The following is a 22,518-nucleotide window of genomic DNA, read 5'->3' as shown; positions in this document are numbered from 1 at the left end:
CGCTGTCGCGGGCAAGCCCGCTCCCACAGGAACAGGTGGTGCCAGTCGGGTTGGGTGTCAGGCTCAGGTTTTTTTCGGGGGCGTTGGATCAGGATCGAAGGTATGGGGTGGCGCCACTTGCAAGGTGGTCACCGAGCCTTGAGACGAAAGCGAATACGTCACTTTGGAGATCAGCATGTCGCCGTCAAAGCCGAGCACCGGATCCGTGACCTTCACCAGCGTGTTGTGGCGCCACAGATCGCCATTGGACTGACGCCAGCCCTGCACCTGATAGGTAGTGGTCTGCGCCCGGCCCATGCGGGTGGCGCTTTCCCATTGGGCGCGTTGCTGGGCCAACTCGAACGTCAGTGCGGTGCCCTCGTTGATGATCGTGGTGCGGCGGCGCTTGAAGCTCAGATCAGCCGCGCTGGATTGAACCTCGCTGACGGCCGCCCCGCTCTTCTTGTCCGAACCTTTCTGCTGACCGATCACTCGGTATTCGGAAAACACCTGGCTCTGATCCATCGGCGCGTTCGCCGACAGAATGTTCTTGCCCAACTCCAGCGCGTCACTGGCCCGACCACCACTACCGGGCTTGGCCAGAACCAGACGGCCTTGCTCGTCATCAGTGGAAAACACCCGGAACAGCGAGAGCAGACGATCGATCGACTGGAACACCGTTTCGCCCGGCACGATGGTGTGTTTGGCGAGCCGCGCGGTCTCGGGAATTTCGTTGACCACGTACAGCGAGTATTCCGCCGCCAGCGCCTGGACGATGCTCAGCAGCGGTTGCTCCTGCCATTGGTTCGGCCGGTTGGTGGCTGCGCAATCGACCAGATCCTGAGTCTTGGAGCTACCCTCGATGCTCAGGCTGATCTGGCGTCCGTCGTAACTGATCGGTGCCTTGAACACGTAGCCGGTGAGCACCAGATCCTGGCCGATTTTCACTTCGCACGGGTCACCCGGCTTGATCCGTTGATCCACCGTCTGCCCCGGCCACTGCCAGGTGATGTCAAGTTTGAAGGTGCGGAACTGGCGCTCCAGATCGGCGGTGATTTCCACGCTTTTCCAGCCGCCGTATTCCATGTTGTTGACGGTCAGCGTGACATGGTTATCCATCTCGCTCATGGCTCACTCCCTGGACACTTTTACATCGTTGGGAGAAAAGCCCGGATGGTTCATCGCGTTGCTCTGCGTCACTTGAGTCACCCGTGTGGCATCGGCAAATTGCTTGTAGGCCACCACCAGCGCCGGCAGGCTTTCCTGAAACGATTTGGTGACCTGGCGCACACCGGATGACGCCACTGCCTTGAGATGCGCAATCAGCGCTTCCTTCACATCGTTGATTGCCTGGTGATGTTTGGGATCGGCCTTGTCCAGCATCGGGTCGATTGCCACCCCGACCGCCTGCTGCAGCGCTTTCATTTCTTCGGTCACCGGCACTTCCTGACGGGTCACCGGTTGATCCGCCTGATGCGCCACCGAAGGTGTCGACGACAGCTTCACCGCCGGAGTCGCCACCGGCATCGACGCGACCCACTGCGCCACTTTCACCAGCATGGTGTCCTGCACCAGATCGGCCATGGCTTGCGCCGCCGCGTTGGTGTCCTTGCCGGTGGTGATCTTCGGCGCATCGGCCTTGCGAATGGCTTCGAGTTGTTGGGACACGTCGGCAATCACGCCACGGTAGCCCTCCTTCGCGAATGCCTTGAGTTCCTTGATATCGCCGAGCAAGCCCTTGAACTCCGCTGCCACTTCCTTGGGCAACTCCTTGACGGCCTTGACCAGTTCAGTGATCTGCTTGTACTGCTCGATCAGCGGTTTGAGCTGCTCCTTGATCACCTCATAGACCCCGGTCAGGCTGTTACGCAGATTGGCAATGCCGATCCGCGCAGCCTTGATCAACGTCATCGCCTGTTCGAAGCGCGCCACCGCAGAACCCAACAGAGTGTCAGCCTTGGCCAACAGAACTTTTTGCGTACTCACCGTGGCGGTCGGAAACGGCAACGGCCGGTCCGGGTAAAACTTCAGACTGAACGTCACCAGCCCGCCATCCTGGCGGGTGTGGGTCATGTCGCATTCGCCGACCTTGACCTGCAAACGTCCCAGCCATGGATGCACCAGTTCACCACTGCCCGCCTCCAGGGCCTTGAGCAGCTTGTCGCGCTGCTCCAGGCAATCGGCGCCGATGATGAACGCCGTGATGTCGTGGGTCTTGGCCTGCTGGCCGAGATCCTCGAAATACGGCAGGTCGCGTTGCGGGTATTCGTGCAACTGACCTTTGCGACCGACCGGGGTTTTCGCCTGATCGATCCAGAACCCGACACCGCGAAACGATGCCGGCAACAAACGGTCACGCCAGTTCATTGGAACCTCCTGCCGACAGCGAGCGATAGCCGATGCGCGAAGACAGCGCCAGGCCCGGTTGATTGGTTTGTGGTTGATCGGTGCGCAGCCCCGCCGGCGCATTTTCGAAGCGCACGGTCAGGCCGCCTTCGAGTTGCGTGCGGTTGTTGGCGGCGCTTTGCTGGATCAGGGCGCTGGAGGTTTGTGGCAGCGAACTGCTTAACTTCGGGGCACCGGCAGGCGCTGCTGGGGCGGTACCGGTGAGGGTTGCAAAGACGCCGGAGAAATTGCCACCGAACAGTTCTTTAAGCTGCCCGAAAATCCCTTGCAGGTTTGTCCACATGTCGCTGAACCAGGTCAGTACCGGCTGCCATTTCAGCTGGATCGACTCCAGCGGCGACTGGCTGAACAGATCGCCGAAGATGCTCTTCACCACTTGTGCATCCGTGGTCAACGATGCCCACAGACCGGAGAAGTACGCGCTCACGCCATTCCACTTCGCCATGACCGCTTCCACAGGCGCGCTGCCAAACAGGTTTTGAAACTCGTCTTGCAACGGCTGGGCTCCAGCCCTGAGTACGTCCCACAGCGCGGAAAAAACCGGCGCCACGGGTTGCCAAGCCGACTCAATCATCGCTACCGGCGATTGCGTGAAGATCGATTTGACCTGCTCCCACCGCGCCGCGGCGTTATCGGCAACACCGCCAACAAGATTGCCAAACACATTGTTCAGCGAACCCCAGGCGTCAGTAATCGTCTGCACTGGCGACCAACTGAACTTCGCCTTGAGCGCGTCCACACCGGCAGCAGCTTTGGCCTGTGCGCCAGCGAAGAAATCACTGACGACATTGCTCGCGGTTGCAAAAGCCTTGCTCATCACTTCACTCGGCGAGAAATCGAATTTCGCCCTGAGCCTGTCGATACCCGCTTGCGCATCCGCCATAGTGCCAGCGAAGAAATCACTGACAACGCTACTGGCCTTCGCCAACGCCTTGTTCCACACCTCACGCGGCGAGAAATCGAACTTCGCCCTGAGCTTGTCGATCCCTGCTTGTGCATCCGCCATGGTGCTGGCGAAGAAATCACTGACAACGCTGCTGGCTTTCGCCAACGCCTTATTCCACAGCTCACTCGGCGAGAAGTCGAAAGCCGCCACGAGCTTGTCAGTGCCTGCCTGCGCTTTCGATACCAAGCCGTTGTAAATATTGACGACGCTGTCGACGCCGGCAAAAAATTCCGCGCTGATCTCTCCCCACGTTTTGCTGATCGATGCCCCCATCAATTCGATTGCCTGCGTGGTCGCCGCAACTCCAGCGTTGAATTTCGTCGAAACGTAGTCCCACATCCTGCCGAAGAATCCGGAAATCGACGCCCAGTTATTAGTAATCAACCGTGCGCCAATCACGATGATGGCCACCGCTGCCGCGATAGCCGCCGCAATCAGCCCGATGGGCGAGGTCAGAATCCCCAGCACCGCGACCAGCCCCATCGCCCCGACCGTGACCACCGTAAACGCCACGGCAGCGGCCGCCAGCCCTTCGACCAGATACGGATTGTTGGCGACAAACTGGCCAATCGAAGTCATCACCGGTGTCAGCGCCGTGACGATGCCGTTAACCGCCGGCAACAACGCCTGACCGATTTTCAGCGAGATGTTATCCAGCGCCTTGTTGAATTTTTCCAGGTTGGCCGAGGTTTCCCCCTGGACCACCTTCGGCACTTTAAGGCCCTTGAGTGCCCTGGCTTTCTTCGCCAGCGCATCCTGCGCTTCGATGGCTTTTTTGATGCCATCCTGAAACGGCTTGAGCAAACCACCTTCAGCAATGAAGCCGGCCACGTCCAGCGGCTCGAGGCCGCTGTCTTCCATGCTTTTCTTGAATGCTGCGACCTTGCCGCGCAGCCCCTTCATCTCGGTCTCCATTTTCTCGGCGCCCTTGAGCACCACGAGCATGTTGACCGTGACGGGAAAGTTCTGCGGGATCAGGCTCAAATTTGTATTCGCCATCACTGCACCTGCTGCATCGCATTGATCCGTTGCGCGTGCTCCAGCGATTCGCGGAGCACATCCAGTGGCCTGGCCATCATCTGTTCGGGGTCAACCTTCCAGAACCAGGCCAGGTCATAGGCGACTGCGATCAGGTCGGTGATGGCTCCGACGCCGCACTCATGAAAAAACTCGCAACGGCCCAGCTCAGCGCGTTGAGGTCAGCCAGATCGAGCTGGTTGACCGACGACGGCGGAATGCCGGCGCACACGGCGATGTATTTGGCCGCCACGTCCATGTCGAGGCTGACTTCTTCGCTCTTGTCGATCTTGTACGGCAGCGCCTTGATCGCTCGCACTTCCTGCACCGTCGGACGGCGCAGGACGAGTTCGGTCAGGGGCTCGCCGTGAGCTTCGATCGCAACCTGAAGCTTCACGGCGCCGCTCATTGCCAGGTCCCCTTGATGCCTTCGAATTTCAGTTCGATGGTGGCGTCATCGCCCTTGGATACCGGCTCTTCGACCAGATAGGCACCGGCCAGCACGTAGACTTTGCCGTTGCTGAATTCGCAGGTAACGGTGATGTCGGTGCCTTCGATCAGCTTCTTCAGCGGGAAGTCGGCGGTGTGCAGCGCGGTCACTTTGAACGACGGCGCGACGTCGGTTTCCTTGTAGAAACCCGGTACGACGGTTTCGCGTTTGACGGCCATCAGCGGGGCTTCGCAGCCGCCGTTGATAGTCAGTTGTGCACCGTCGACTTTGACGTAGCAGGTGCCTGCAATCACTTGACCCATGGTGTTACTCCCTTCAAATAAAAAAGCCCACCGGAGTGGGCTGAATGCTTACGGCCAAACGCGGCGATCAGGCCGCGTCGTCGTATTGCAGACGGAATTGGTTGAGCAGTGCGAACACGCGCAGACCGTTGATGTAATCCGGCGGGAACAGCACGTTCACGCGGCTCGGGTCCTGCACGTCACGCTCGACGATCAGGTGCTCGGCGAACAGCTCGGCGTTCTCCACGTGGCCTTCCAGTTCCAGCTTGGCGTACTGCGCGATCAGCTCGCCGCGAATGGTCGCTGGCGTCACGATCGGCTGGCCGGCGCCGAAACGGGTGCCGTCGGAAGCCAGTTTGTGGCGACCGTATTTGCTGGTGATCACGCTTTGCAGACGACGCACGATGAACGCCGACTGGTGCATGGTTTCGCTGTCCAGGTAGGAGTTGTCGGCCTGACCGTAAGCGTTCTTCTGGTAGGTGGTGATCGAACGCTGAATGCGCACGTAACCGCCTTCGTAGTAGGCGGTGGCGATGCCGTAGTTGAGCAGCGACTGACGCTCGGTCAGGGTGAAACGCTCGCTGGCCGGTGCAGGGTCGACGCCCGGCAGGCTGCCGCTTTGGGTCGGACGGCTGGCATCGGCGGAGATGAACACTGCGGTGCGTGCAGCCAGTGCGGCAGCCTGGACCCAGAACGGTTGCGGTACGCCCGGCTCCAGTGCCTGAATGGTCATGTGCTGGTCGTTGCGTGCCTGGCCAGCAGCAACCAACGTGCCGACGGTGCCGCGCTTGGCGCTGTAAACGTGACCGAACAATTGCTTGGCCCAGGACCAGCGACCGGTGCTGTCATCCATCACTGCTTGCCAGGTGTTGAGGGTCGACAGATCCGACCACGGCAGTGCGATGAACTCGAACGGCTCGTCGCCCAGTGCAGCCACGGCTGCGACCTGGTCCGGCACACCGGCGCCGCCGGTCATGGCGGTGACTGCAGTGGTCAGGCCAGCCGGGGTTTCTTCGCCGTTGCTCTTGCCCAGGCGATTGAACTGCAGGCTGATGTCGTTACCGCTGTCGCCGGTCCACTTGGCGTTCAGGGTGACCACACCTTCGGCAGCCGCAGCGCTCACCGGCAGATCGGCGGTGGCGTTGATTTTCTGCGCCAGAGCAGTAGCCGCCTGAGCAGCGGTGGCACCGTTGACCACGGTGGCCTGCACCCGCACACCGCCGACGTACACGTTGAGCACGCCAGCCTGGGTGGCGGTGCCGGTAAGGGTCAGCACGCCTTTGGCGATGGCGCCTTCAGCGTTGTGCAGCGGCAGGCACCAGATCTCGCCAATCGGGTCGGCCTTGCGGAAGGTCTCGTACATCGAGGCGAGCATCGAGCCCTGACCACCGATGCTTTTTGCCAGCGCAACACTGGAGACCAGCACCAGTTTGCCGACTTCGCTCGGGGCGATGTTGTCGTTGACCTGAGCGACGATCAGACGGCGCATGGCCGAAGTCGCGCTATTGGCGGCCGAGTTGTCCATTTCGGCATAGAACAGCGGTACACGAATGTCCGCGGGGATGTTGCTGAATCCGATCGCCATTATTTGGCTCCCTGTGTTTTGACTTTTACGGTTTTGAGGGTGATATCGCCGTCGGCCAGACGTCGGCGCCACCAGGCGCTGTCCAGCACTTCACGGCCTTCTTTGGGCAGCAGATCGCCCGCTTCCGGGTCAGGTACGGCACGGCCAGCGGCCGGCAGTACGGTGATGCGATTGCTCATGGGGTTACGTCTCCAGAGAAAGTCAGTTCCACGCGCCCGTCAGGGCCCGGGTGTTTCAGATTGGGGTCGGCGGGGTCGATCGCATCGACCCGCACGGTGACCCCGGTAAAGGACGACAAACCGTCCAGTTCACGTTCGTGCCAACTCTCCGCAGGCTGACTCGGCAGATTGCGGCCGAGCTGGAACTCGGTAAAAAAGCGCAGCCGATAGAAGGCCCGGCTGCTGTTGATCGAGACCATCTCGCCGCCGTCGTAGACGATGGCGCTGTAGTCATTGCCCGGCTTGAACCCCACCAGCGCGCGCCACAGTTCGGCACGCAGGTCGTGCAACAGATCCAGCGCTTTTGTGGCGTCCGTGGCATCAAGTGCCAGGACGATTTCGAAGCGGTCGCGGATCGGCTGGGCAATGAGGTTTTGTGCGGTGCTGTTGCTGGCGAGATCCGCCAGGGGCAGCACGTGGGCCGAGGGTGTCGGCAGATCGGGGTTGCCTTGCAGCAAGGCCAGATCGACACCCACCGCAATGTGGTTGGCAAGGCTTGGGCATTGCCCACGCAGTTGCGTGAGGATCGGGGTGATCTTCATGGTGGTGTTCCAGAATTGAGATGAGGTGCAGAAAACACCGCGAATCCACTGTAGGAGTGAGCCTGCTCGCGATGGCGATGGCACATTCACAATCAATGTGCCTGACACACCGCCATCGCGAGCAGGCTCACTCCTACAGGGAACTCGCGGCTGTGAGATCAGGCTTTGGCGTCCGCCTTGTGATCGAGGCCGGTTGCCTCGATCAGGCAGCGATAGCTTTCCTCGCGCTTGCCGCTGGCGGTGACTTTTTCGATCGACCAGCGACCGCGCATGAAGTCTGGCCAGGTGTCATCGAGTACCAACAGGCCTTCGGCAGCCAGTAGCGGATCGCCCGGGCAAGTGACCTTCAGCTTGTATTTCTCGCGCAGCATCTTGCGCACTTCGGCTTCGCCGATGGCCTTGGCTTCTTCTTCACTCGTCTGTTTCTGGCGAATGACCTTGTAGGGTGCGGAACCGGTGATCACCTCCTGCAGCTTGCCAAGAGCACCGTCCCAGAAGCAGGTCTTGCACCCCTGATTCTGGGTGCGGGCAGTCTCTTCCAGTGTCGCGCTGATAAAGGCGTGGTCACCCGGTCGATTGTTGCTGGTCACCGACAGCCTGACGTCCGGTATCACCTGGCCCGAGAGGTTTTTCAGCTGCGCCGGTTTAGCCAGCACGTAGAGGTTGTTGAACGGTTTGGCCACCGCGTCGTACTTCTTTGCCAGTCGCGTGATAAAGCTCATGTCGGTTTCGTTCGACTGGTCGACATGAGCAATCCGGATCAGCGCCAGCTCAGGATCGACGCGCGGCGAAAAATCGTGCCGCGAGACCAGTTCGCGAAACAGTGCGCCAAGGGTGGTGGGGCCATGACTGGCCGTACGCCGTTCCTTGAATCCGGTTTCGTCCTTGCCGCTGAAGGGCGCGGCCGTAGCGACCAGTGTCAGGCGCAGCGGGAACAGCGTTGGTGTCAGTCTAGTCACCTTGAATTGGCCCTTTTCGACCAGCCCGGATTCCAGATAACCCACCCGCAGACCGATGGTTCCGCCCAGGGTCGGCAAGCCTTCGAGGCCTTCCAGGTCAATCACCAGTGTCAGTTGATCGGACTCCATCCCGGCAGCATCAACGTGCTCCCAACTGATCAGACGCTGATTCAGCAAGTCTTTGTTGGCCCCGTAGATTTCGATCGCCGGGGTGAATCCCTGTGTCATGCAACCTCCTTAGTCCCAGGCCAGAACCGGTTTGATCGCGGCGGGTTTGCTGTCGAGTTCCGGCAATGTCACCCAGACGCCTGCCGGGAGAATCGGACCACGTTCGGCCAAGGTCGGGTTGAGTTTCCACAGGGCTTCTTCGGCGCTGTCATCGCTGCGACCGGTTTCGCGGTAGAGCAACAGATTCACCGAATCGCCGGCCATGCTTCGTACCTTACGCATTGTTGAACTCCGCCAGTTCAAGGGTCCAGTCGACCACCATTGCCGTACCATCATCGATGATGCAGGTCTGGGTTTCCTGAACCATGGTGATTCGCCACAGACCCCAATTACGGCCGATGCCATCAATCAGCGGTAGCGGCACACGAAGGGCTTGCAGCGCCCGCAGCTCATCCAGCCGATCCATGGCCACCGCGTACATTGATTTACCGGTGATGGTCAGGGTTTCGGGTTTCTGGCCAATTTGATGGGACTTGGGTTTGCTGGTGAGAATCTGCAGTTCCGTCCAGCCGCCGTCGGACTTGCGCAGAAAACTGCTGTAGGCAAAGCCGCGTGACAGGCCAAAGATGAAACTGCCCAGGGCCATTTGTTGTTTCATGTGGCGACTCCATCGGTCAGGGCTGCGTCACGTCGTGTGGCGAGGGAATTGGTCGGCATGATCTGGCCCAACTGCCCCATGGTGGTTTGCACCACCAGATTGGCCAGTGCCTGGGCGCTGGTCTGGTCCTGACCATTGATGTTAATGGTTGAGTTGAACGTGACCGGCTGGCTGGCGGCTGTGATGGCAGGTGCCCCGGGGATCGTGGAAATCGCCGAAGTCGCGATAAGGTCTTTGCTGACCTGTGCAGGTGAGCCGAGACGATCGACTTGTGTCCCTAGCTTGTCGCCCAGGGATTCACCGATCGCGCCCCCCGCCATGCTTCCGAGCCACCCGCCAATTGCCGTGCCCACACCGGGCAAAATCAACGTGCCAAGTGCTGCACCGACGGCGGCCCCAGCAGAAGACCCGGCCAATGAGGCACCGGACGACACGACGGCACGCGTATCGCCCTTCATGACGCCGGTGACCATTTCATATCCGGCACTGAGCAACCGCAGCGGCGGTGCCCGTTTGGCAAGCAGTCTGCCTGCCTTGGCGTAAGAACCGGACAGTGAAGCGGCTGGGGCAGGACTGACGGCTGATGACCCTGCAAATGCGGTCGTGCTTGCCAGCCAGGACGTGCCGGACATGCGGGGCAGAACGGGTCGTGCCGGCGACGCCGGCGGTGCACTGATCCGTAGTGGCCGAGGGGGTACTGTGCGGGGGCTTTTCCCGCCTCGACCGGTTTGTTCACGTCTGACTCGAGGCTTAGTGCTTGACCGGCGAGGCTTGGTGCTTGACCGGCGAAGCTTGAGTTTGTCGCCTGACCCGCCGCCCAGCGGTTTGCAGCAGCAACAGTCATGGCCCGCGCCATTTCCGGCAGACGTTTGCTCCGCTTTCGGGTCTTCAATCTTGGCAATCAGACCGCCAAGACCGAGTGGCAATTTTGAAGCGACGCCCTTGAGCAGCTTGTCGGTGAAATTGCCGAATGCCTTGGCCATCACCGCGACTACGATGGCCGACAGTCCAGCGCCCGCAAGGGCCAATGCCGTCGAGGTCTTGGGATGGGCTTCAGCCAAATCGGCCACGCCATTGGTCATATTCGTCAGCGAGTCCAGCGTGCCGGTCGCATCCGGCGCCAATGCCGTGATCAAACGATTGAGACTGGCATCGAACGCGTTCCAGCTTCGCTGCGGATCTTTACCCGCAGGCTCGGCGCTGCGTTCAATCGCGCCGCTGTAAGCCGGTGTCAGTGGATCATCAGGCTTGAGCAATGAAAGCGGCGTCTGAGCCTCCCCTGGCTTGCCCATCCACTGGCGCACGCCCCCCTCACCCTTGAATGGCGATGCGAAGCTGCCCTGGGTCGCTTGCGATGGCACAAGCGTCGACGTTCCTTCCAGTTTGGCCGGCGCGACCAGCGAAAACGCTTTTTGCAGGTCTTCGGGTTTCGCCAGCAGTTTGCGTACACCGTTGTCGCCACCGAAAAGTGTCTTGACCAGCTCCGTTTGCTGCTCTGCCGGTTGTTGCTTCAATGCCGCCAACGCTTTGACAAGGTTGTCCGGTACGTTTTCAGTCAACTTGCCGGGATCAAGGCCCAACGCCTTCCACGCCGACTGCTCGGCCGCCGAGCCTTGGGTGCCTTTGCCCAGGGCTGCGCTGATACTTTTCACCGCCGCGCCGGCACCGGCCTTGTCGACATCAGCGTTGAGCAACGCGGCTGACAGCGCCGCCAACTGCTCGGGCAGGATCCCCACTGCAACGGCCGACTCGCCGGATTGCTGCACGACCGAGCCGATGTCGGCAGCCGTCGCATTCAGTCCGCTGTTGCCCAGATGCTGAGTCGCATCGGCCAGCAGCTGACCTTGAGTGCGATCCAGTTTCATCGACAATTGCCAGGCCGACAGCATTTCACCGGCCGACTTCAGGCTGATGCCGAACGCCGACGCATTGACCGCTGCATCCTGGGCAAAGTCCAGCAGCACCTGTTCCTTGTCGGCGCCCTTGAGACCCGCGCCAATCCCGGATCGGCCAGCCGCGCCTTGGACCTGCACCAGATCCACGACCGTCGCCCCACTGCCGGCAACTCGTTTGTCGGTGGCCAGTTCAAGGTTGGCTTTCGACAGCGTGTCGAGGTCGCCACCCAGGCCTTGAACCTGCTTGATCTGGGCCATGGCGGTTTCCAGGGCCATGGCCGATTGCAGGTAGGCCGGAGGCGAGCGTTGTTCAATCTCAGCCTTGAGCTTTGACTTGCTCTCGCCGCCAGCCGCCGGTGCGGCAGTTACCATTGGCACCTTGAACGATGCCAGGGCCGTGTTCAGCCCCAGGACAACGGCGCCGAGTTTGACCTGTTCACGCACCAGACTGCGGATGTCCAGGCTGGCCGTGAGCAGCGCCTCTTTCAGTTCGGACAGTGGTTTGATCAGGCTGTCTGTGGCCGATCCGCCTGCCGACAAACCGGAACCCGCGCCGCCGGTTTGCGCGGCGTACATCAGCGAAAACGATGTGTCTGCCATGCCGCTCTACTCCTGTTTCACGCCAAGGCGAGTGATCGCTATGTCGTAGCGGCGCAACGCCTTTTCGGCGTCCCATTCCAGAATCTCCGCTTCACTTACCGGGTAAATGAGCGGGACGATATCGAGGATTACTTCGATGTCGCGTTCCGAAAGTAGGCCGCCGGCTGGTTTAAAAAATCGTCGATGCGCACCTGCAATTGGGTCCAGTCAGGGACGCTCAGCTGGGCCAGATCGGGGATCATCAGACCGGTGCAATGCGCGGTGATGAACTCGGCGCGTTCCTTGGCCGTTTTCAGTTTCTTCATCACTTTGGTGGCGCGCAGTGCGGGCATTTCCAGCGACAGCGAGGTCACGGTGCGGCCAGTCACGGCGAGCGGTTGCAGCAGTTGCACCTGGTCAGGATCGGCGGACTTTTCCGCGTCTTCGACCTGCTCCAGAAAGTACGACGCCGGACGGGTCGACATCTCGTGCACGTACTGGGCGATGCTCACGTAGTCCGGGCGTTTCAGCTGGTCGAGTTCCTTGACTGACAGGCCGGTGGCGAGCAGCGCCAGTTCGAAGAACTGATCGTCCTCATCATCGCCGGCGCGTTCCAGCGCTTCTTTCTGCGCGGCGTAGAACAGCGGCTTGAGCTGGATCTGTTCGATCTGCGTGCCGTCGTCGCCGATGATCGGCGACAGCAGGTCATGCTGGGGTGGCATCCACGACATGTATGAATTCCTTGGTGATTCTTGAAGGGGTGTTGCAGCACTTGGGAGAAGAAACCTTTGTGGCGAGGGGATTCATCCCCGATGGGCTGCGCAGCAGCCCCGCTTATGGATGGGTGCGGTATCCGCTAAATCGCCAACTCAATGCTGGGGCCGCTTCGCGCCCCATCGGGGATGAATCCCCTCACCACAAAAGCTCCTTCCCACAAGTTTTGGTGCAGGGCTTGCTTACAGCGTTACGGCATCAACACCGCACGACGCGCATCACCGAGGATGTCTACACCGTTGAGCACGAATTTCTGGGTGCGCACGTCGATGTCGATCACCGGCACGCCGTTTTCCAGGCGGTTGTAGGTGCGGCAGGAGAAGTCCAGCGTCGTCAGGGCCTTGCCGCCCATTTTGATCGCGTCTTCACCCATGGTTTTGAGCTTGCCGCCGATGGTGTGGTAGGTGAACCAGGTGTTGCCGTCCTGATCCTGACCGGCTTCACGCACGTTCAGCAGGATGTCGTCGCCCAGTTTTACGCCCATCGCCAGCAATACTTCAGCACCGGTGCCTTGCAGCTTGATCTGAGCATTCAGCGGCTTGGCGCTCTTGGCCATTTCCTCAACGATGAAGCGCCCGCCCGTCATGTTTTCCATGTCGAAGTCGATCTTCGGCGGAGTGAATTCCTCAACGGTCGCCGACAACGGCAGGCCTTGCAGGGTGGCCGCGATGGCCTGTCTTACGCGGTTGGTAAACATTAGAGAACGTCCTCCAGGAACTGCTCGATGATTTCATCGCGGGCGTTGAGTTGATAAACCATGTGTTCGTTCGGCGCGTAGCGGCCGTAGTCGATGACCACGTACCAGGTGCCGTTCTTGTACTTCTCGACGCTGTTGAGTTCCGGGTGCAGGTAGACGCTGCCGCCAGGAATGGTTTCGTCGGCGACCAGAGTCTGCAGCCAGTCATTGATGCGCTTGACCTCCTGATCCATGAATGACTTGGTCAGGTTCTTCGCCATGGCTTTCTGGCCGGCCTTGACCAGCTTGCGGCTGATCGCATCTTCGAGGCCGACGTAACTGATGAACTTGCCGGTGATCGAGCGGTTACCCAGCAGCGAGAAGCCACCGAGCACGGTGCGGGCGTAATAGCTGACACCGTAGCGGTTGAGCAGATCGCCTTCGGTGGAGGTGTCGAGGATGTTGTATTCAACGACCCGAGACACGTCTTCGGCGTAGGTCACCTGGTTGCCCGGGCTCTCCCACTGCTTGACCTTGGCCAGCGCGGCAATCGCCAGGCTCGACGGCGCGAGGAAGACATTTTTCTTCGCCGCTTTCGAGTACACGGCCGGCATGTTGTGCACCACCAGGCAACGGTCAAAACCGAGGTCGGCACCGCCCAGTTCCTGGCTGTAAGCCACTTGGTCAGCGACCGAAGCGTCCTTGCCGTCCAGCACCACACGGGCCTTGATGCGCTTGCCGAACGAGGCGAACTCGCTGGCCACCGCTTTGGTGCCGGTGAAGCCCGGCGCGCCGATGATGGTCAGGTCTTCCGGGACGCTGCCCAGTGCCGCCAGACCGAGCTTGCGGCCGGTGGCTGGATCAACACCGCCAATCACCGCGTTAACGGTGTCGGCCGGGGTCGCGCCCGCTTCGACGATCACCACGTAGACCGGCACCTTGACCACTTTGAGGATCTGGTAAACCGCGTGGTACAGCGTGCCCTCTTCGGCGCCGGTCGGATCGAGCAGCGCGTGGGTGGTGAAGCTGTTGATGCGAAACGGTGCGTTGCGCGGAATCAGCGGATCGGCTTTCGGCGCAGTGCCGACCAGACCGATGACGTTGTCACCCAGGCCACCCATGGCCTCGGGGGATTCAGTGGCATTGACGGTAATGCCGTTGTGCTCGAAGTTCAGAACCTCAGCCATGTTCAGTCAGCCTTCTTGGCAGCGGCCTTTTTGGCCTGGGTGGAGGGTGTTTTCAGTTCCAGTCGACCGGCGCTGTGCAGCGCACTGGCCTCGACGTCAAGCAGATCAAGGTCTTGACCGACGCTCGACCAGTGCCCACCGCCGGTGGGGAATGGGACGAGCACGGTGTAGGTTTGGCGGGTTGCCATTTTTCGTTTCTCCATAAACGGGAAAGCCCCTCGAGGGGAGGGGCTTGGCGGGTGTTGAAGGTTTCTTGGGGATTAGAAAACGCTCGGAAGTTCGAGGCGATTATTGAAGTTGCTCAGACAGCCAATCAGGCGCTATCGGTCGATGCTCCTGAGATGGGAAAAAAGCTTCCTGCGGCCAGTTGCGTAACTGATGCCGGAAAAGCTGAAGTTCAGCGTATTGTTCGGCGGTAAACGTAGCCGGTATTCCCGCCTCCAGCTCGTCACGCTGACGCGACACAACTCCGTCTGTTCTTGACAATTGCCCGTCGCGCCAACTCCGTTCCAACTCGGCCGCTTGCTCAATGGGTATCGGCGGCCGCTCAATCAACGAGGGGGGAACGGTCTCAAAGTTGATTTTCATGAATTGAGACTGACCACTGATAAGTTCAGCGTGTAATTCAAACGAGATTTCGACGGCATCGTCTGGAATTTCGCCCCCCAAATTTGAATCATAAAAAAGCTCGGTAGCCTTGCTGCAATAAATCATGTAACCCCCTTAAGCTCCGAAAGCAAGCACTCGAACTGCAGACTGACTGGGCGTATAGTTCGACTGTAAAACCACCTGACCTAATCCATTCGCCATACCAGACACAAAAGGTGAACCAGATGGTGAATAAATTGTGCTGTCCGTTTGTGACACCGTGCAGCCAAAGTTCGCGTTAGGAAACGCGATGGGCAAATTGAACGGGGTAGTCATTGCAGCCTTTGAAAACGCGGCTGTCATCCATTGAATGATCAATCCGGAGGGAAGTTTCTGATAGCCGTTCGGAGACAGTAAGGCGGAAAACTCATTCGAGTACTTGAGCGAAGAAGCCCCCTCTTCAATGACATAGTTGTTGTCACCGCAGGTTACAACAACATTAGAAGCGCTCTGGACCGTAATACTGGTAAATGTTTTCGCGAGCGCTGCGATATTGTCAGTCCCTTGACGATTGACGGTAACATCCCCTGTTCCGATGTTGAGGATGTAAAACTTCGACCCGACAGGACTGGCGCTCAGAGAGGGCAGAGTCAAAGCTCCCGGACCAGTGACTACAATCCTTCGTCCTGCCATAGCGGGTGTCAATGAGGCCGGAAGAGTAACGATGTTTGTCTGGCCGCCGAAGTTTCCTAGAGCGCGCTGAACGAACTCAGTAGTAGCTAACGTCTTGCCACTATCAAATTGGGGGGCGGTTATCCAGTGCGCACCAGACATGATCGGAGAATATTTCAGCGCTCCGTCACCGCCCTCCATGGTCCACCCGAGCCCATTACTCAGACGCCGAAACGCCGAAACCGTCGATTGGGGCTGGGTAAAGGGACCCGCGGCACCGTTGATCGCGATCAAGGTTTGTCCGGTCCTGGCCTTGAAGGTTGCCCCATTCAATCCCGCCAAAACAGTAACGATCGATCCTTGAGGTACGGTGCCTGCGTCAGGAAGTGTGACTGTCGAACCTGATCCACCAGGAGCAATCAACTTGCCGACATCATTTGCCGTCAAATCAATGCTGCCCGGATAAGTTACCAAATCTGCATAACTACCCAGCGCCCGTTGAACAAACTCAGTGGTCGCCAACAATTTGCTGCTATCAAACTGCGCCTGGGTGGGTGCAGTCGGACTGTCCAGAAGCGCAGGGGATTTGAGTGGTGCAAAACCAAAAGTTATGTTTTGGAAATTCAGAGCGGTGATACCTAGAGCAATTTCTCCATCCGTGACCAATTGCCAGATTGTGTCGGCGAACGTCGCACCCTGCTCGACAGAAACCATCAGCCCCGAAGTAACTTTCAAATTGCTATCGGCATCTTTTGCGCGAACCCAAGCGGCGTTGGCAACTATGTAGATGCCATTATCTTTCGCCAGAGTCTGGTTCTTCACCAATACCCTGTCACCAGCAACAACCGCAACACCATCAACGGATTGCGCGGAGTTCAAAACAATATTGCCCGTCGTCGCCACGCGTACAGATTGCTTGGCATCAAGCTTGGCTAGCTCATCAGCCACATACCCGGCCACCCACGCACGGGTGGCCTTGACCACCGTGTCGTCGATCAGCAAGGTCACCAGCGATGCATTGCTGGTCTCGAAAATCGAGCGAATGTAGAACTCTTTGCCCGAGCCCGACGTCGCCAGTACCGGTTTGAACGACTCCGGGTATTTGACGATGGCGTAGAGGATCCCGGTGTCGGTCCACAGCCCGGCTTCACGCACGTACCAACCGCCAACGTCCGGCGGAATGGTCACTTCGGCGAGCAGCCAACTCGGGTTTTTCTCGTCCTGGAACAGCGCATTGAGCGGCCCGCGCCAGACTTCGCGTTTCAGCGCGGTGGCGGTCGCGGCCGGGTTGTAGACCGAGCCGCCGCCATCGCCGACGGAAATCTGCGTCAACTTGATCGGCGTTCCCGCGGCCTTGCACGCCGTTTCGTAGGCAATCCCTGCGTTGGTGAGCAGGGTGTAATAGTCAGCCATTCAGGCCCCCTGAGGATAAATAGTGGATGTTTCGACGGTGTACATCGCGGCGGCCATGAACGCCTCGCCAGAGGTTTCAAGCCCTTCGATGAACACCGGATAAACCGTCGTCAGCTCACCGCAGAAAGTCGCGGCGGCGATGGAGTGGCTGCCGAACGCGCTCAAGCCAACCGTCACCGAGAGAATGTCCCGTTCGCTCTTGGCATCGGCCAGGCGTCGGTCGAGACGGGCGTCGATTTCTGCGCTGTAGGGTTGATCGCTGAAGGCGCGCACAGTGAAGCTGTAAGGCACGCCGGGCGGCGTCTGTTCGTACCAGGCGCGGACTTCGGGGCGCAGTTGCAAACCCTTGGCCGCGTTTTCCAGCGCCTTGCGAGTGCCGGCCTGCCGCGCGGTGGGCCAGGCCAGTTCGACGGTCAGGCGCTTTTCCGCTTCCGGTGCGCTGGTGCTCCACTCGGCGACACCGCGATCCGCTGCCAGATACGGCAGGAAAGCGACCGGCGTTTCGCTCGGGTTCATCAGTTCGGGGAACGGCGGCGCGATGCGATCCAGCAGTGTGCCGAAGCCCAGATCCAGTCCACGTTCGAGTGCCGAGCTGTTGGCCGGCAACAAGGTCGGGCGTTGTGTTGACTCACTCATAACGTCAGCACCTCGACCTCGACCGCCGTACAGTACGGCGCCTGAAACGCCGTGGTGACGATCGGCGCCAGCGGTTCGAGAATCTGCAGTTGCACGGCGCCAGCGCTGTGCAGCGTGTAGTCGATCCAGCTCGGGTCGACCCGCCCTTCGAGGCGATGGCAACTGTCGGCGTAGGCCTGCAATTGCTGCTGTGCGGCGACTTTGGTCAGGCCCGAATCGGGGCCGGAATTGATCTTCGCCACCACGCGAATCTTGTAGTGCTGAATGTCGGCAGCCTTGACCGTGACCAGGTCGGTTTCCGGTCGCACATCAGGGCGGGCGAAGTGCTGACGTACGCCTTCCAGCAACACTTGAGACGGGGTGCCATCGCCGTCTCGCGACAACACCGTGACCTGCACTTCGCCCGGCGCCGTGCGGCGTCCATTGCCGTCCTTGACCTGTGCAGCGAGGCCGTCAGGATTGAAGGTGTAGGTGACATTCACCACACCGGCATCGCTGGATTCGACCTTCACCGTTGGCCGCTCACCGAGGGTGAACACTTCGCGACGATATTGCATCCGCGAGCCCGCAGCTGGGGCGTGCGGCGCCAGGTAATAACGCAGCCGCGCGTCGTCGTCGCTTTCGTAAATCGCGGGTACCGGCGGGAATGCCGCCGGGTCGCCCGGATCGAGCAACTGCCGCTCCAGGCCCATGTCCGCCAGCCGTGCATCGAGGTTGCTGCCGGTCGCCCACCACGCGAGCATCTGCTTGATGCGGGCGTTGTATTTGCGTTCGTGGGTTTGCAGGCGCACGCAGAAAGCCTCGAGCGCCAGGGTCAGCAATTCGCTTTCGTTGTCGAGGCTGGTCTTGAGTTTCGCCGCGCTGTCCGGTGCGCGGGCGCCAACGTATTCGACGACGAAGGTCTTGAACTCGGCGAGCAGGTCTTCGAAGGCGTCGACGGTGATCAGCGCCGGTTCGGCCAATTGGTTCTGGCCGGGGATCAACATGCTCATGTCACTACCTCGAAGGTCTGTTGACGGTTTTTCCAGGTGCCGGCGAAACGCAGCAGCAGACCGGCGCCCTGACGGCTGGCGACGATCACGCTCGGCTGAAAATCGCTGATCCCGTTCTGCGCGTTGTAGAACGCCTGAGCCGCGTGGCTCTGGGCCAGGAGCAGAACGTCGTCACCGAGGTTCTGCCCCAGCAGCGTGGGGATCAGCGAGCCATAGAGGGGCCTTTTTTGCCGGGTGCCCAGCGGCGTGGTCAGGGCTCGTGTCGCGCGCTGCACAAACTGCAGCCAGTCGTCGACCGTGGCCCCGGAGTCTCTATCGATTCCGATCATGGGAAGCTCTTGATTCAGGGGCTGATGACGCGGCCCTGGTGATCCACCAACGGGCCGCTGAAGTGCACGCCCGAGGCGTCGATGCTCAGGCCGACGCCGCCCAGTTGCAGGCTGATCAGCTGTGGCGTCATCGTCAGTTGCGCAGGGCCGATGCTCAGTGCAAGCGACTCGCGAGAACCGGTGAAAGCCGCCGGGCCGTTCTGCCAATGCAGGGTGTGTGTGGCGTCGTCGTAGCCGCTTTCACTGCCGTCGACATGCACCCGGCGCGTCAGCGTCGGTACCGTTGCCGTCGGTGGAAAGCGGTCACTGTTCAAACCGAACAACGCCACGCTTTGCGCGCCACTTTCACCGCTGCCGTAGTTGAGCAGCAGGCATTGCTCGCCCACGCTCGGAATTCGCGATTCGCTCTGCGCTCCGGCGCTCGGGTTGAAGAACTTGATGGCTGGCGTCAGCAATCCACCGTGACTGACCTGGCAGGTGTTGCTCGCAGCATCGACTGCCTGACAGACGCCGATGCGACAGAAACTCTCGGCGCGTCGGTGCAGATCGTCGATTTCCGCTTCCATCTCGGCCAGCCGCTCGATGATTGGCCCCAGTTGCATGCGCAGTAATGCGTCGAACATCAGTCAGGCCTCCAGCGCGGTGTATTGGTCCGGATCGTCGATATTGCTGACTTCCCAGGTACGGGCGAATTTCGGTGTGCCGAGCGGGTCGTCGAGCAAGGTCGGGCCGAGATAGAGGGTCTGGGTGAAAGTCAGGGTCCAAGCCTTGTATGGCTGGTCGGCGCGTGTGAGCACTGACGGCAAACCATCAAGGTTCATCGGCAGATCACATTGAGCACCGGGCAGTCCCCAGCGGTTGTCGGTGATCAGGTTTTTCAGTACGGCGATCAGATCCCAGGCAGCAAATGCGCTCGCAGAAAGTGCCGGAATGACTTGCAGCGACACCGTCATGACGTGGGCGATACGCCCGTCAGCGGCCCGTGCGCCCGGTGCATTACGGTCGAAGTCGATCAACGCCCAGGCCTGAGCGCCGGGTGCCGTGAAGTCGTCGTGATTGCCAACTTGCAGATTAAGGCCGGCGCTGTTGCGCAAGGTTGTCGCCATCGCCGTGAACAGCTGCGAAGGCTGCTGGATCGGTGCGGGCATGCATGACCTCCTTTTCAATTGTCCACGCGCAGCCCCGCCGCATCAGTTGCAGCGAGGCAAGAAAGTGTTGAGTTACTGGGGATCGCGCGGCGGGGGAACTTCGCAGACGCCAATACGCTTGGCGGCCCAGCGTTCGTAAAGACCGATGGCCACGTCGGCACCGGCCATCGCGGTCAGGCAACCGAAGGCACCAGCGGCCCAGATGGATAATCCGGCGGCATACAGCAGCATGATCGCCGAGACGCCGCAGATCATGCAGGCACCGGAGCGCAGGGCCAGACGCCGCAGCAATGACCAGCCACGAGCGCCCTCCTTGTCGGCGCGCCACATTTCGCCGGACACCCCGCCCACTACAGCGAGGAGGATGACCAGCCAGATCGGCATGTCCGCCAACGCTTGTTGCTCGTTTGTCATGTCACGCCTCCTGGTTTTAGTTGATGAGTGTTGTGTGTTGGGTTCAAGCGATGTCTCTTCAGGTAGGCATTCCAAAAAGCCCGGCGCTGAGGCCGGGCTTTTCAGTAATGCGCTCCAGATTTTAATGACGGCGGATTTGCTGAATCAGAAGGGCGCGACTGGCCACACGATCGTTACGGGATAACCCGGCTGTTTATCGATGTCGCTGACGTCGATGCAATATTGTTTGTACGTCAGCAGCAGGGCTTGTTCTGCCGTGGTGGCAACGCCGGTCTCAACTTTGTAATTCAGGGAGTTGAGCAGCAGCCAACCAGCGGCAACATTCAGCAATTTCCATTTCTGCTGCTGCGCTTCATCGCGCAGTTCTTGCTCGGAGGGCGGCGTGAATGTCCAGACGCCATCGAATGTTGCGCTCCAGCCGACGCGAATCTGCGTATTACCTGTTACATCAACCCAAAACGACGTTGGCGAAGCAGGTGCTTCCGGGCTGACTTCACTTTCCTTGAGCTGGGTAACTTTGTTGTATTCAACCAGTGCATAGAGATTCATTTAGTCTTCCTTTGTGTGGTGTTAGCGATGAATGTCGTGATGGAATCTGGCAGGCATTCCAAAAAGCCCGGCACCTGGCCGGGCTTTTCAGTAATGCGCTCCTTCGCCTTCCTTCAAATCCCGTATTCGAGAAGGAAGCTGACTTTTCGGCGCTACTGGCGCGGTACGAGTCCATTCAAATTGTTTTTCCGACCGCGGTCCCTGCCCGCCGGATAACTGCTCTTGGTGCTTTACGCTGCACACCCGGGTCAGTTGCCAACCCTCTGAACCGTTGAGGCCGGTTCATCGCTGCCTGTTCTTGTGGAACTAAAGAGCTGTTGTTGCCAGCCGCTTTGTCGAGCGGCTTGGTGGCAAGAATATGCATGGATGCATATACAGTCAATGCATAAATGCATTTATTTATGCGCTGAAAATGCACAACCGCATGCAGGCCGCATAAATCAAGGGCTCGAGGGTTTTATTCAGGCGAAAAAAAACCCGCCATGAGGCGGGTTTCTGTGACGGGTGAAAATCTATCGGGCGTACATGCCCCACCAGAAGACGTGACCGAGGATGACGATCTGCTCGTCCTGCATGTCCTGAAAACTGTAGTCTTCGTCCGGATGCTCATCGCGGTTGAAACTGCGCAGACGGATGCCGGTCGGCAGGCGGTAGAGCTGCTTCACGCGCAACTGACCATTGTGATTGATCGCGTAAAGGTCACCATCGATGATATCGCCGATGCCGCACTTGCCGGCGTTGACTCCGACCGTGGCGCCATCCCGCAACACCGGCAGCATGCTGTTACCGCGCACCGTCACGCATTTGGCCTGGTCGAACTGCACACCGTTATGGCGCAGGCTGCGCTTGCCGAAGCGCAGGCTAGAGCGTTCGCTCTCTTCAATGACGAATCTTCCTGATCCAGCAGCCAATTCAACCTCACGAAGGAAGGGCACCGACACCTCGTCGTCATCGACAGGGGTATCGTCGTCCCACAGGCTTATGTCCTTGAGTTCCGCATGCACGTCATCGCGCGCGCCGCCAGTCGCCGGGGCGACATCGGCGCGACCACGCAATTGATCAGTGCTCACATTGAAGTATTCGGCAATCTTCGAAATGTGTTTATCCGAAGGATCGACGATCTTCCCGCTGAGAATCCGCGAGAGCGTTGATTGAGGCACGCCGGTGCGACGGTGGAGCTCCGTGGGGGAGATCCCGTGCTGGTCGAGCAGTGCTCTTAAGACGGAGGATACGTTGCGTTTTTGCATAACGCGCATAGTGCTTGAAGTTTTTTCCGAAGACAAATGCTGATTTGCATAAATCGTGCATAAATCACAATTAAACGCAGAAAGTGTCAGCCGGCCGCCATGCCTGCGTCGAGCCGACCGCCCATGGTAACCTTGCGCCCATCGCGGAAAAGCCCGGCGGTTGCCCTCGCTTTTGCCCTACATCATTTAACGAGTTACCTGACAATCCG

The 22,518-nt window shown here is 59.7% G+C and carries 26 protein-coding genes; all 26 read right to left on the bottom strand.

Annotated features, from left to right (window positions below):
• Window positions 1-63: 63 nt before the first annotated feature.
• The 26 genes from PMI25_RS00405 to PMI25_RS00280 all read right to left on the bottom strand — a co-directional run bounded on the left by PMI25_RS00405 (window position 64) and on the right by PMI25_RS00280 (window position 22,309).
• The gene (locus tag PMI25_RS00405) at window positions 64-1,107 is read right to left on the bottom strand and encodes a phage baseplate assembly protein (protein WP_007964340.1); all 1,044 of its coding nucleotides are present in this window, start codon (window positions 1,105-1,107) and stop codon (window positions 64-66) included.
• 3 nt (window positions 1,108-1,110) lie between these two features.
• Window positions 1,111-2,346, bottom strand: a complete 1,236-nt coding sequence (locus tag PMI25_RS00400) for a DNA circularization protein (RefSeq protein ID WP_007964338.1) — start codon at window positions 2,344-2,346, stop codon at window positions 1,111-1,113.
• Window positions 2,333-4,330, bottom strand: coding sequence for a hypothetical protein (locus tag PMI25_RS00395; protein WP_007964337.1), 1,998 nt, complete (start codon window positions 4,328-4,330; stop codon window positions 2,333-2,335). The genes PMI25_RS00400 and PMI25_RS00395 overlap by 14 nt, the downstream gene beginning before the upstream one ends.
• A 130-nt stretch (window positions 4,331-4,460) precedes the next feature.
• A complete protein-coding gene (locus PMI25_RS00390; protein ID WP_003222226.1) occupies window positions 4,461-4,757 on the bottom strand; it encodes a phage tail assembly protein in 297 nt (98 codons plus the stop codon).
• Entirely contained in the window at window positions 4,754-5,101 is a 348-nt protein-coding gene (locus tag PMI25_RS00385) for a phage tail tube protein (RefSeq protein ID WP_007964335.1), read from the bottom strand. The genes PMI25_RS00390 and PMI25_RS00385 overlap by 4 nt, the downstream gene beginning before the upstream one ends.
• 67 nt (window positions 5,102-5,168) lie before the next feature.
• The gene (locus PMI25_RS00380; RefSeq protein WP_007964334.1) at window positions 5,169-6,665 is read right to left on the bottom strand and encodes a phage tail sheath subtilisin-like domain-containing protein; all 1,497 of its coding nucleotides are present in this window, start codon (window positions 6,663-6,665) and stop codon (window positions 5,169-5,171) included.
• Window positions 6,665-6,844 (bottom strand): DUF2635 domain-containing protein, encoded by a 180-nt coding sequence (locus PMI25_RS00375; RefSeq protein WP_007964333.1) that lies wholly within the window; start codon window positions 6,842-6,844, stop codon window positions 6,665-6,667. The genes PMI25_RS00380 and PMI25_RS00375 overlap by 1 nt, the downstream gene beginning before the upstream one ends.
• Window positions 6,841-7,425: a phage tail terminator protein gene (locus PMI25_RS00370; RefSeq protein ID WP_007964332.1), complete on the bottom strand. Its 585-nt coding sequence runs from the start codon at window positions 7,423-7,425 to the stop codon at window positions 6,841-6,843. The genes PMI25_RS00375 and PMI25_RS00370 overlap by 4 nt, the downstream gene beginning before the upstream one ends.
• A gap of 158 nt (window positions 7,426-7,583) precedes the next feature.
• Window positions 7,584-8,612, bottom strand: a complete 1,029-nt coding sequence (locus tag PMI25_RS00365; RefSeq protein WP_007964331.1) for a hypothetical protein — start codon at window positions 8,610-8,612, stop codon at window positions 7,584-7,586.
• 9 nt (window positions 8,613-8,621) lie between these two features.
• A complete protein-coding gene (locus tag PMI25_RS00360) occupies window positions 8,622-8,834 on the bottom strand; it encodes a tail protein X (protein ID WP_007964330.1) in 213 nt (70 codons plus the stop codon).
• Window positions 8,827-9,210 carry a phage tail protein gene (locus PMI25_RS00355; protein WP_007964328.1) on the bottom strand — a complete coding sequence of 128 codons (384 nt, stop codon included), beginning with the start codon at window positions 9,208-9,210 and terminating at the stop codon, window positions 8,827-8,829. Before PMI25_RS00355 ends, PMI25_RS00360 begins: the two co-directional genes overlap by 8 nt.
• Complete coding sequence (locus PMI25_RS00350; RefSeq protein WP_238547058.1) at window positions 9,207-11,645, bottom strand: phage tail tape measure protein; 2,439 nt, start codon at window positions 11,643-11,645, stop codon at window positions 9,207-9,209. Before PMI25_RS00350 ends, PMI25_RS00355 begins: the two co-directional genes overlap by 4 nt.
• A 188-nt stretch (window positions 11,646-11,833) precedes the next feature.
• Window positions 11,834-12,415, bottom strand: a complete 582-nt coding sequence (locus tag PMI25_RS00345; protein ID WP_007964326.1) for a phage tail assembly protein — start codon at window positions 12,413-12,415, stop codon at window positions 11,834-11,836.
• Between the two features lie 233 nt (window positions 12,416-12,648).
• Window positions 12,649-13,155 carry a phage major tail tube protein gene (locus PMI25_RS00340; RefSeq protein WP_007964324.1) on the bottom strand — a complete coding sequence of 169 codons (507 nt, stop codon included), beginning with the start codon at window positions 13,153-13,155 and terminating at the stop codon, window positions 12,649-12,651.
• Window positions 13,155-14,321 carry a tail protein gene (locus PMI25_RS00335; RefSeq protein ID WP_007964323.1) on the bottom strand — a complete coding sequence of 389 codons (1,167 nt, stop codon included), beginning with the start codon at window positions 14,319-14,321 and terminating at the stop codon, window positions 13,155-13,157. The genes PMI25_RS00340 and PMI25_RS00335 overlap by 1 nt, the downstream gene beginning before the upstream one ends.
• 2 nt (window positions 14,322-14,323) lie before the next feature.
• Window positions 14,324-14,509 carry a hypothetical protein gene (locus PMI25_RS00330; protein WP_007964321.1) on the bottom strand — a complete coding sequence of 62 codons (186 nt, stop codon included), beginning with the start codon at window positions 14,507-14,509 and terminating at the stop codon, window positions 14,324-14,326.
• Between the two features lie 100 nt (window positions 14,510-14,609).
• Window positions 14,610-15,035, bottom strand: coding sequence for a hypothetical protein (locus tag PMI25_RS00325; protein ID WP_045121928.1), 426 nt, complete (start codon window positions 15,033-15,035; stop codon window positions 14,610-14,612).
• A 9-nt stretch (window positions 15,036-15,044) separates the two neighbouring features.
• Window positions 15,045-16,994 (bottom strand): phage tail protein, encoded by a 1,950-nt coding sequence (locus PMI25_RS27770; RefSeq protein ID WP_007964319.1) that lies wholly within the window; start codon window positions 16,992-16,994, stop codon window positions 15,045-15,047.
• The gene (locus PMI25_RS00315) at window positions 16,995-17,630 is read right to left on the bottom strand and encodes a phage tail protein I (protein WP_007964318.1); all 636 of its coding nucleotides are present in this window, start codon (window positions 17,628-17,630) and stop codon (window positions 16,995-16,997) included. It lies immediately after the preceding gene.
• Window positions 17,627-18,622, bottom strand: a complete 996-nt coding sequence (locus PMI25_RS00310) for a baseplate J/gp47 family protein (protein WP_007964315.1) — start codon at window positions 18,620-18,622, stop codon at window positions 17,627-17,629. The genes PMI25_RS00315 and PMI25_RS00310 overlap by 4 nt, the downstream gene beginning before the upstream one ends.
• Complete coding sequence (locus PMI25_RS00305; protein ID WP_003222189.1) at window positions 18,619-18,951, bottom strand: phage baseplate protein; 333 nt, start codon at window positions 18,949-18,951, stop codon at window positions 18,619-18,621. The genes PMI25_RS00310 and PMI25_RS00305 overlap by 4 nt, the downstream gene beginning before the upstream one ends.
• Before the next feature lie 14 nt (window positions 18,952-18,965).
• Window positions 18,966-19,574 (bottom strand): phage baseplate assembly protein V, encoded by a 609-nt coding sequence (locus tag PMI25_RS00300; protein ID WP_007964312.1) that lies wholly within the window; start codon window positions 19,572-19,574, stop codon window positions 18,966-18,968.
• Between the two features lie 3 nt (window positions 19,575-19,577).
• A complete protein-coding gene (locus PMI25_RS00295) occupies window positions 19,578-20,099 on the bottom strand; it encodes a hypothetical protein (RefSeq protein ID WP_007964310.1) in 522 nt (173 codons plus the stop codon).
• Between the two features lie 72 nt (window positions 20,100-20,171).
• Window positions 20,172-20,513: a phage holin family protein gene (locus PMI25_RS00290; protein ID WP_003222183.1), complete on the bottom strand. Its 342-nt coding sequence runs from the start codon at window positions 20,511-20,513 to the stop codon at window positions 20,172-20,174.
• A gap of 144 nt (window positions 20,514-20,657) precedes the next feature.
• The gene (locus tag PMI25_RS00285; protein WP_007964307.1) at window positions 20,658-21,062 is read right to left on the bottom strand and encodes a tail fiber assembly protein; all 405 of its coding nucleotides are present in this window, start codon (window positions 21,060-21,062) and stop codon (window positions 20,658-20,660) included.
• A gap of 512 nt (window positions 21,063-21,574) precedes the next feature.
• Entirely contained in the window at window positions 21,575-22,309 is a 735-nt protein-coding gene (locus PMI25_RS00280; protein WP_007964306.1) for a LexA family transcriptional regulator, read from the bottom strand.
• Window positions 22,310-22,518 lie beyond the last annotated feature (209 nt).

This window comes from Pseudomonas sp. GM30 (assembly GCF_000282275.2).
Taxonomy (GTDB): domain Bacteria; phylum Pseudomonadota; class Gammaproteobacteria; order Pseudomonadales; family Pseudomonadaceae; genus Aquipseudomonas.
Note: the sequence above shows the minus strand (reverse complement) of the source record. Positions and strands in the feature narration are given on the sequence as shown.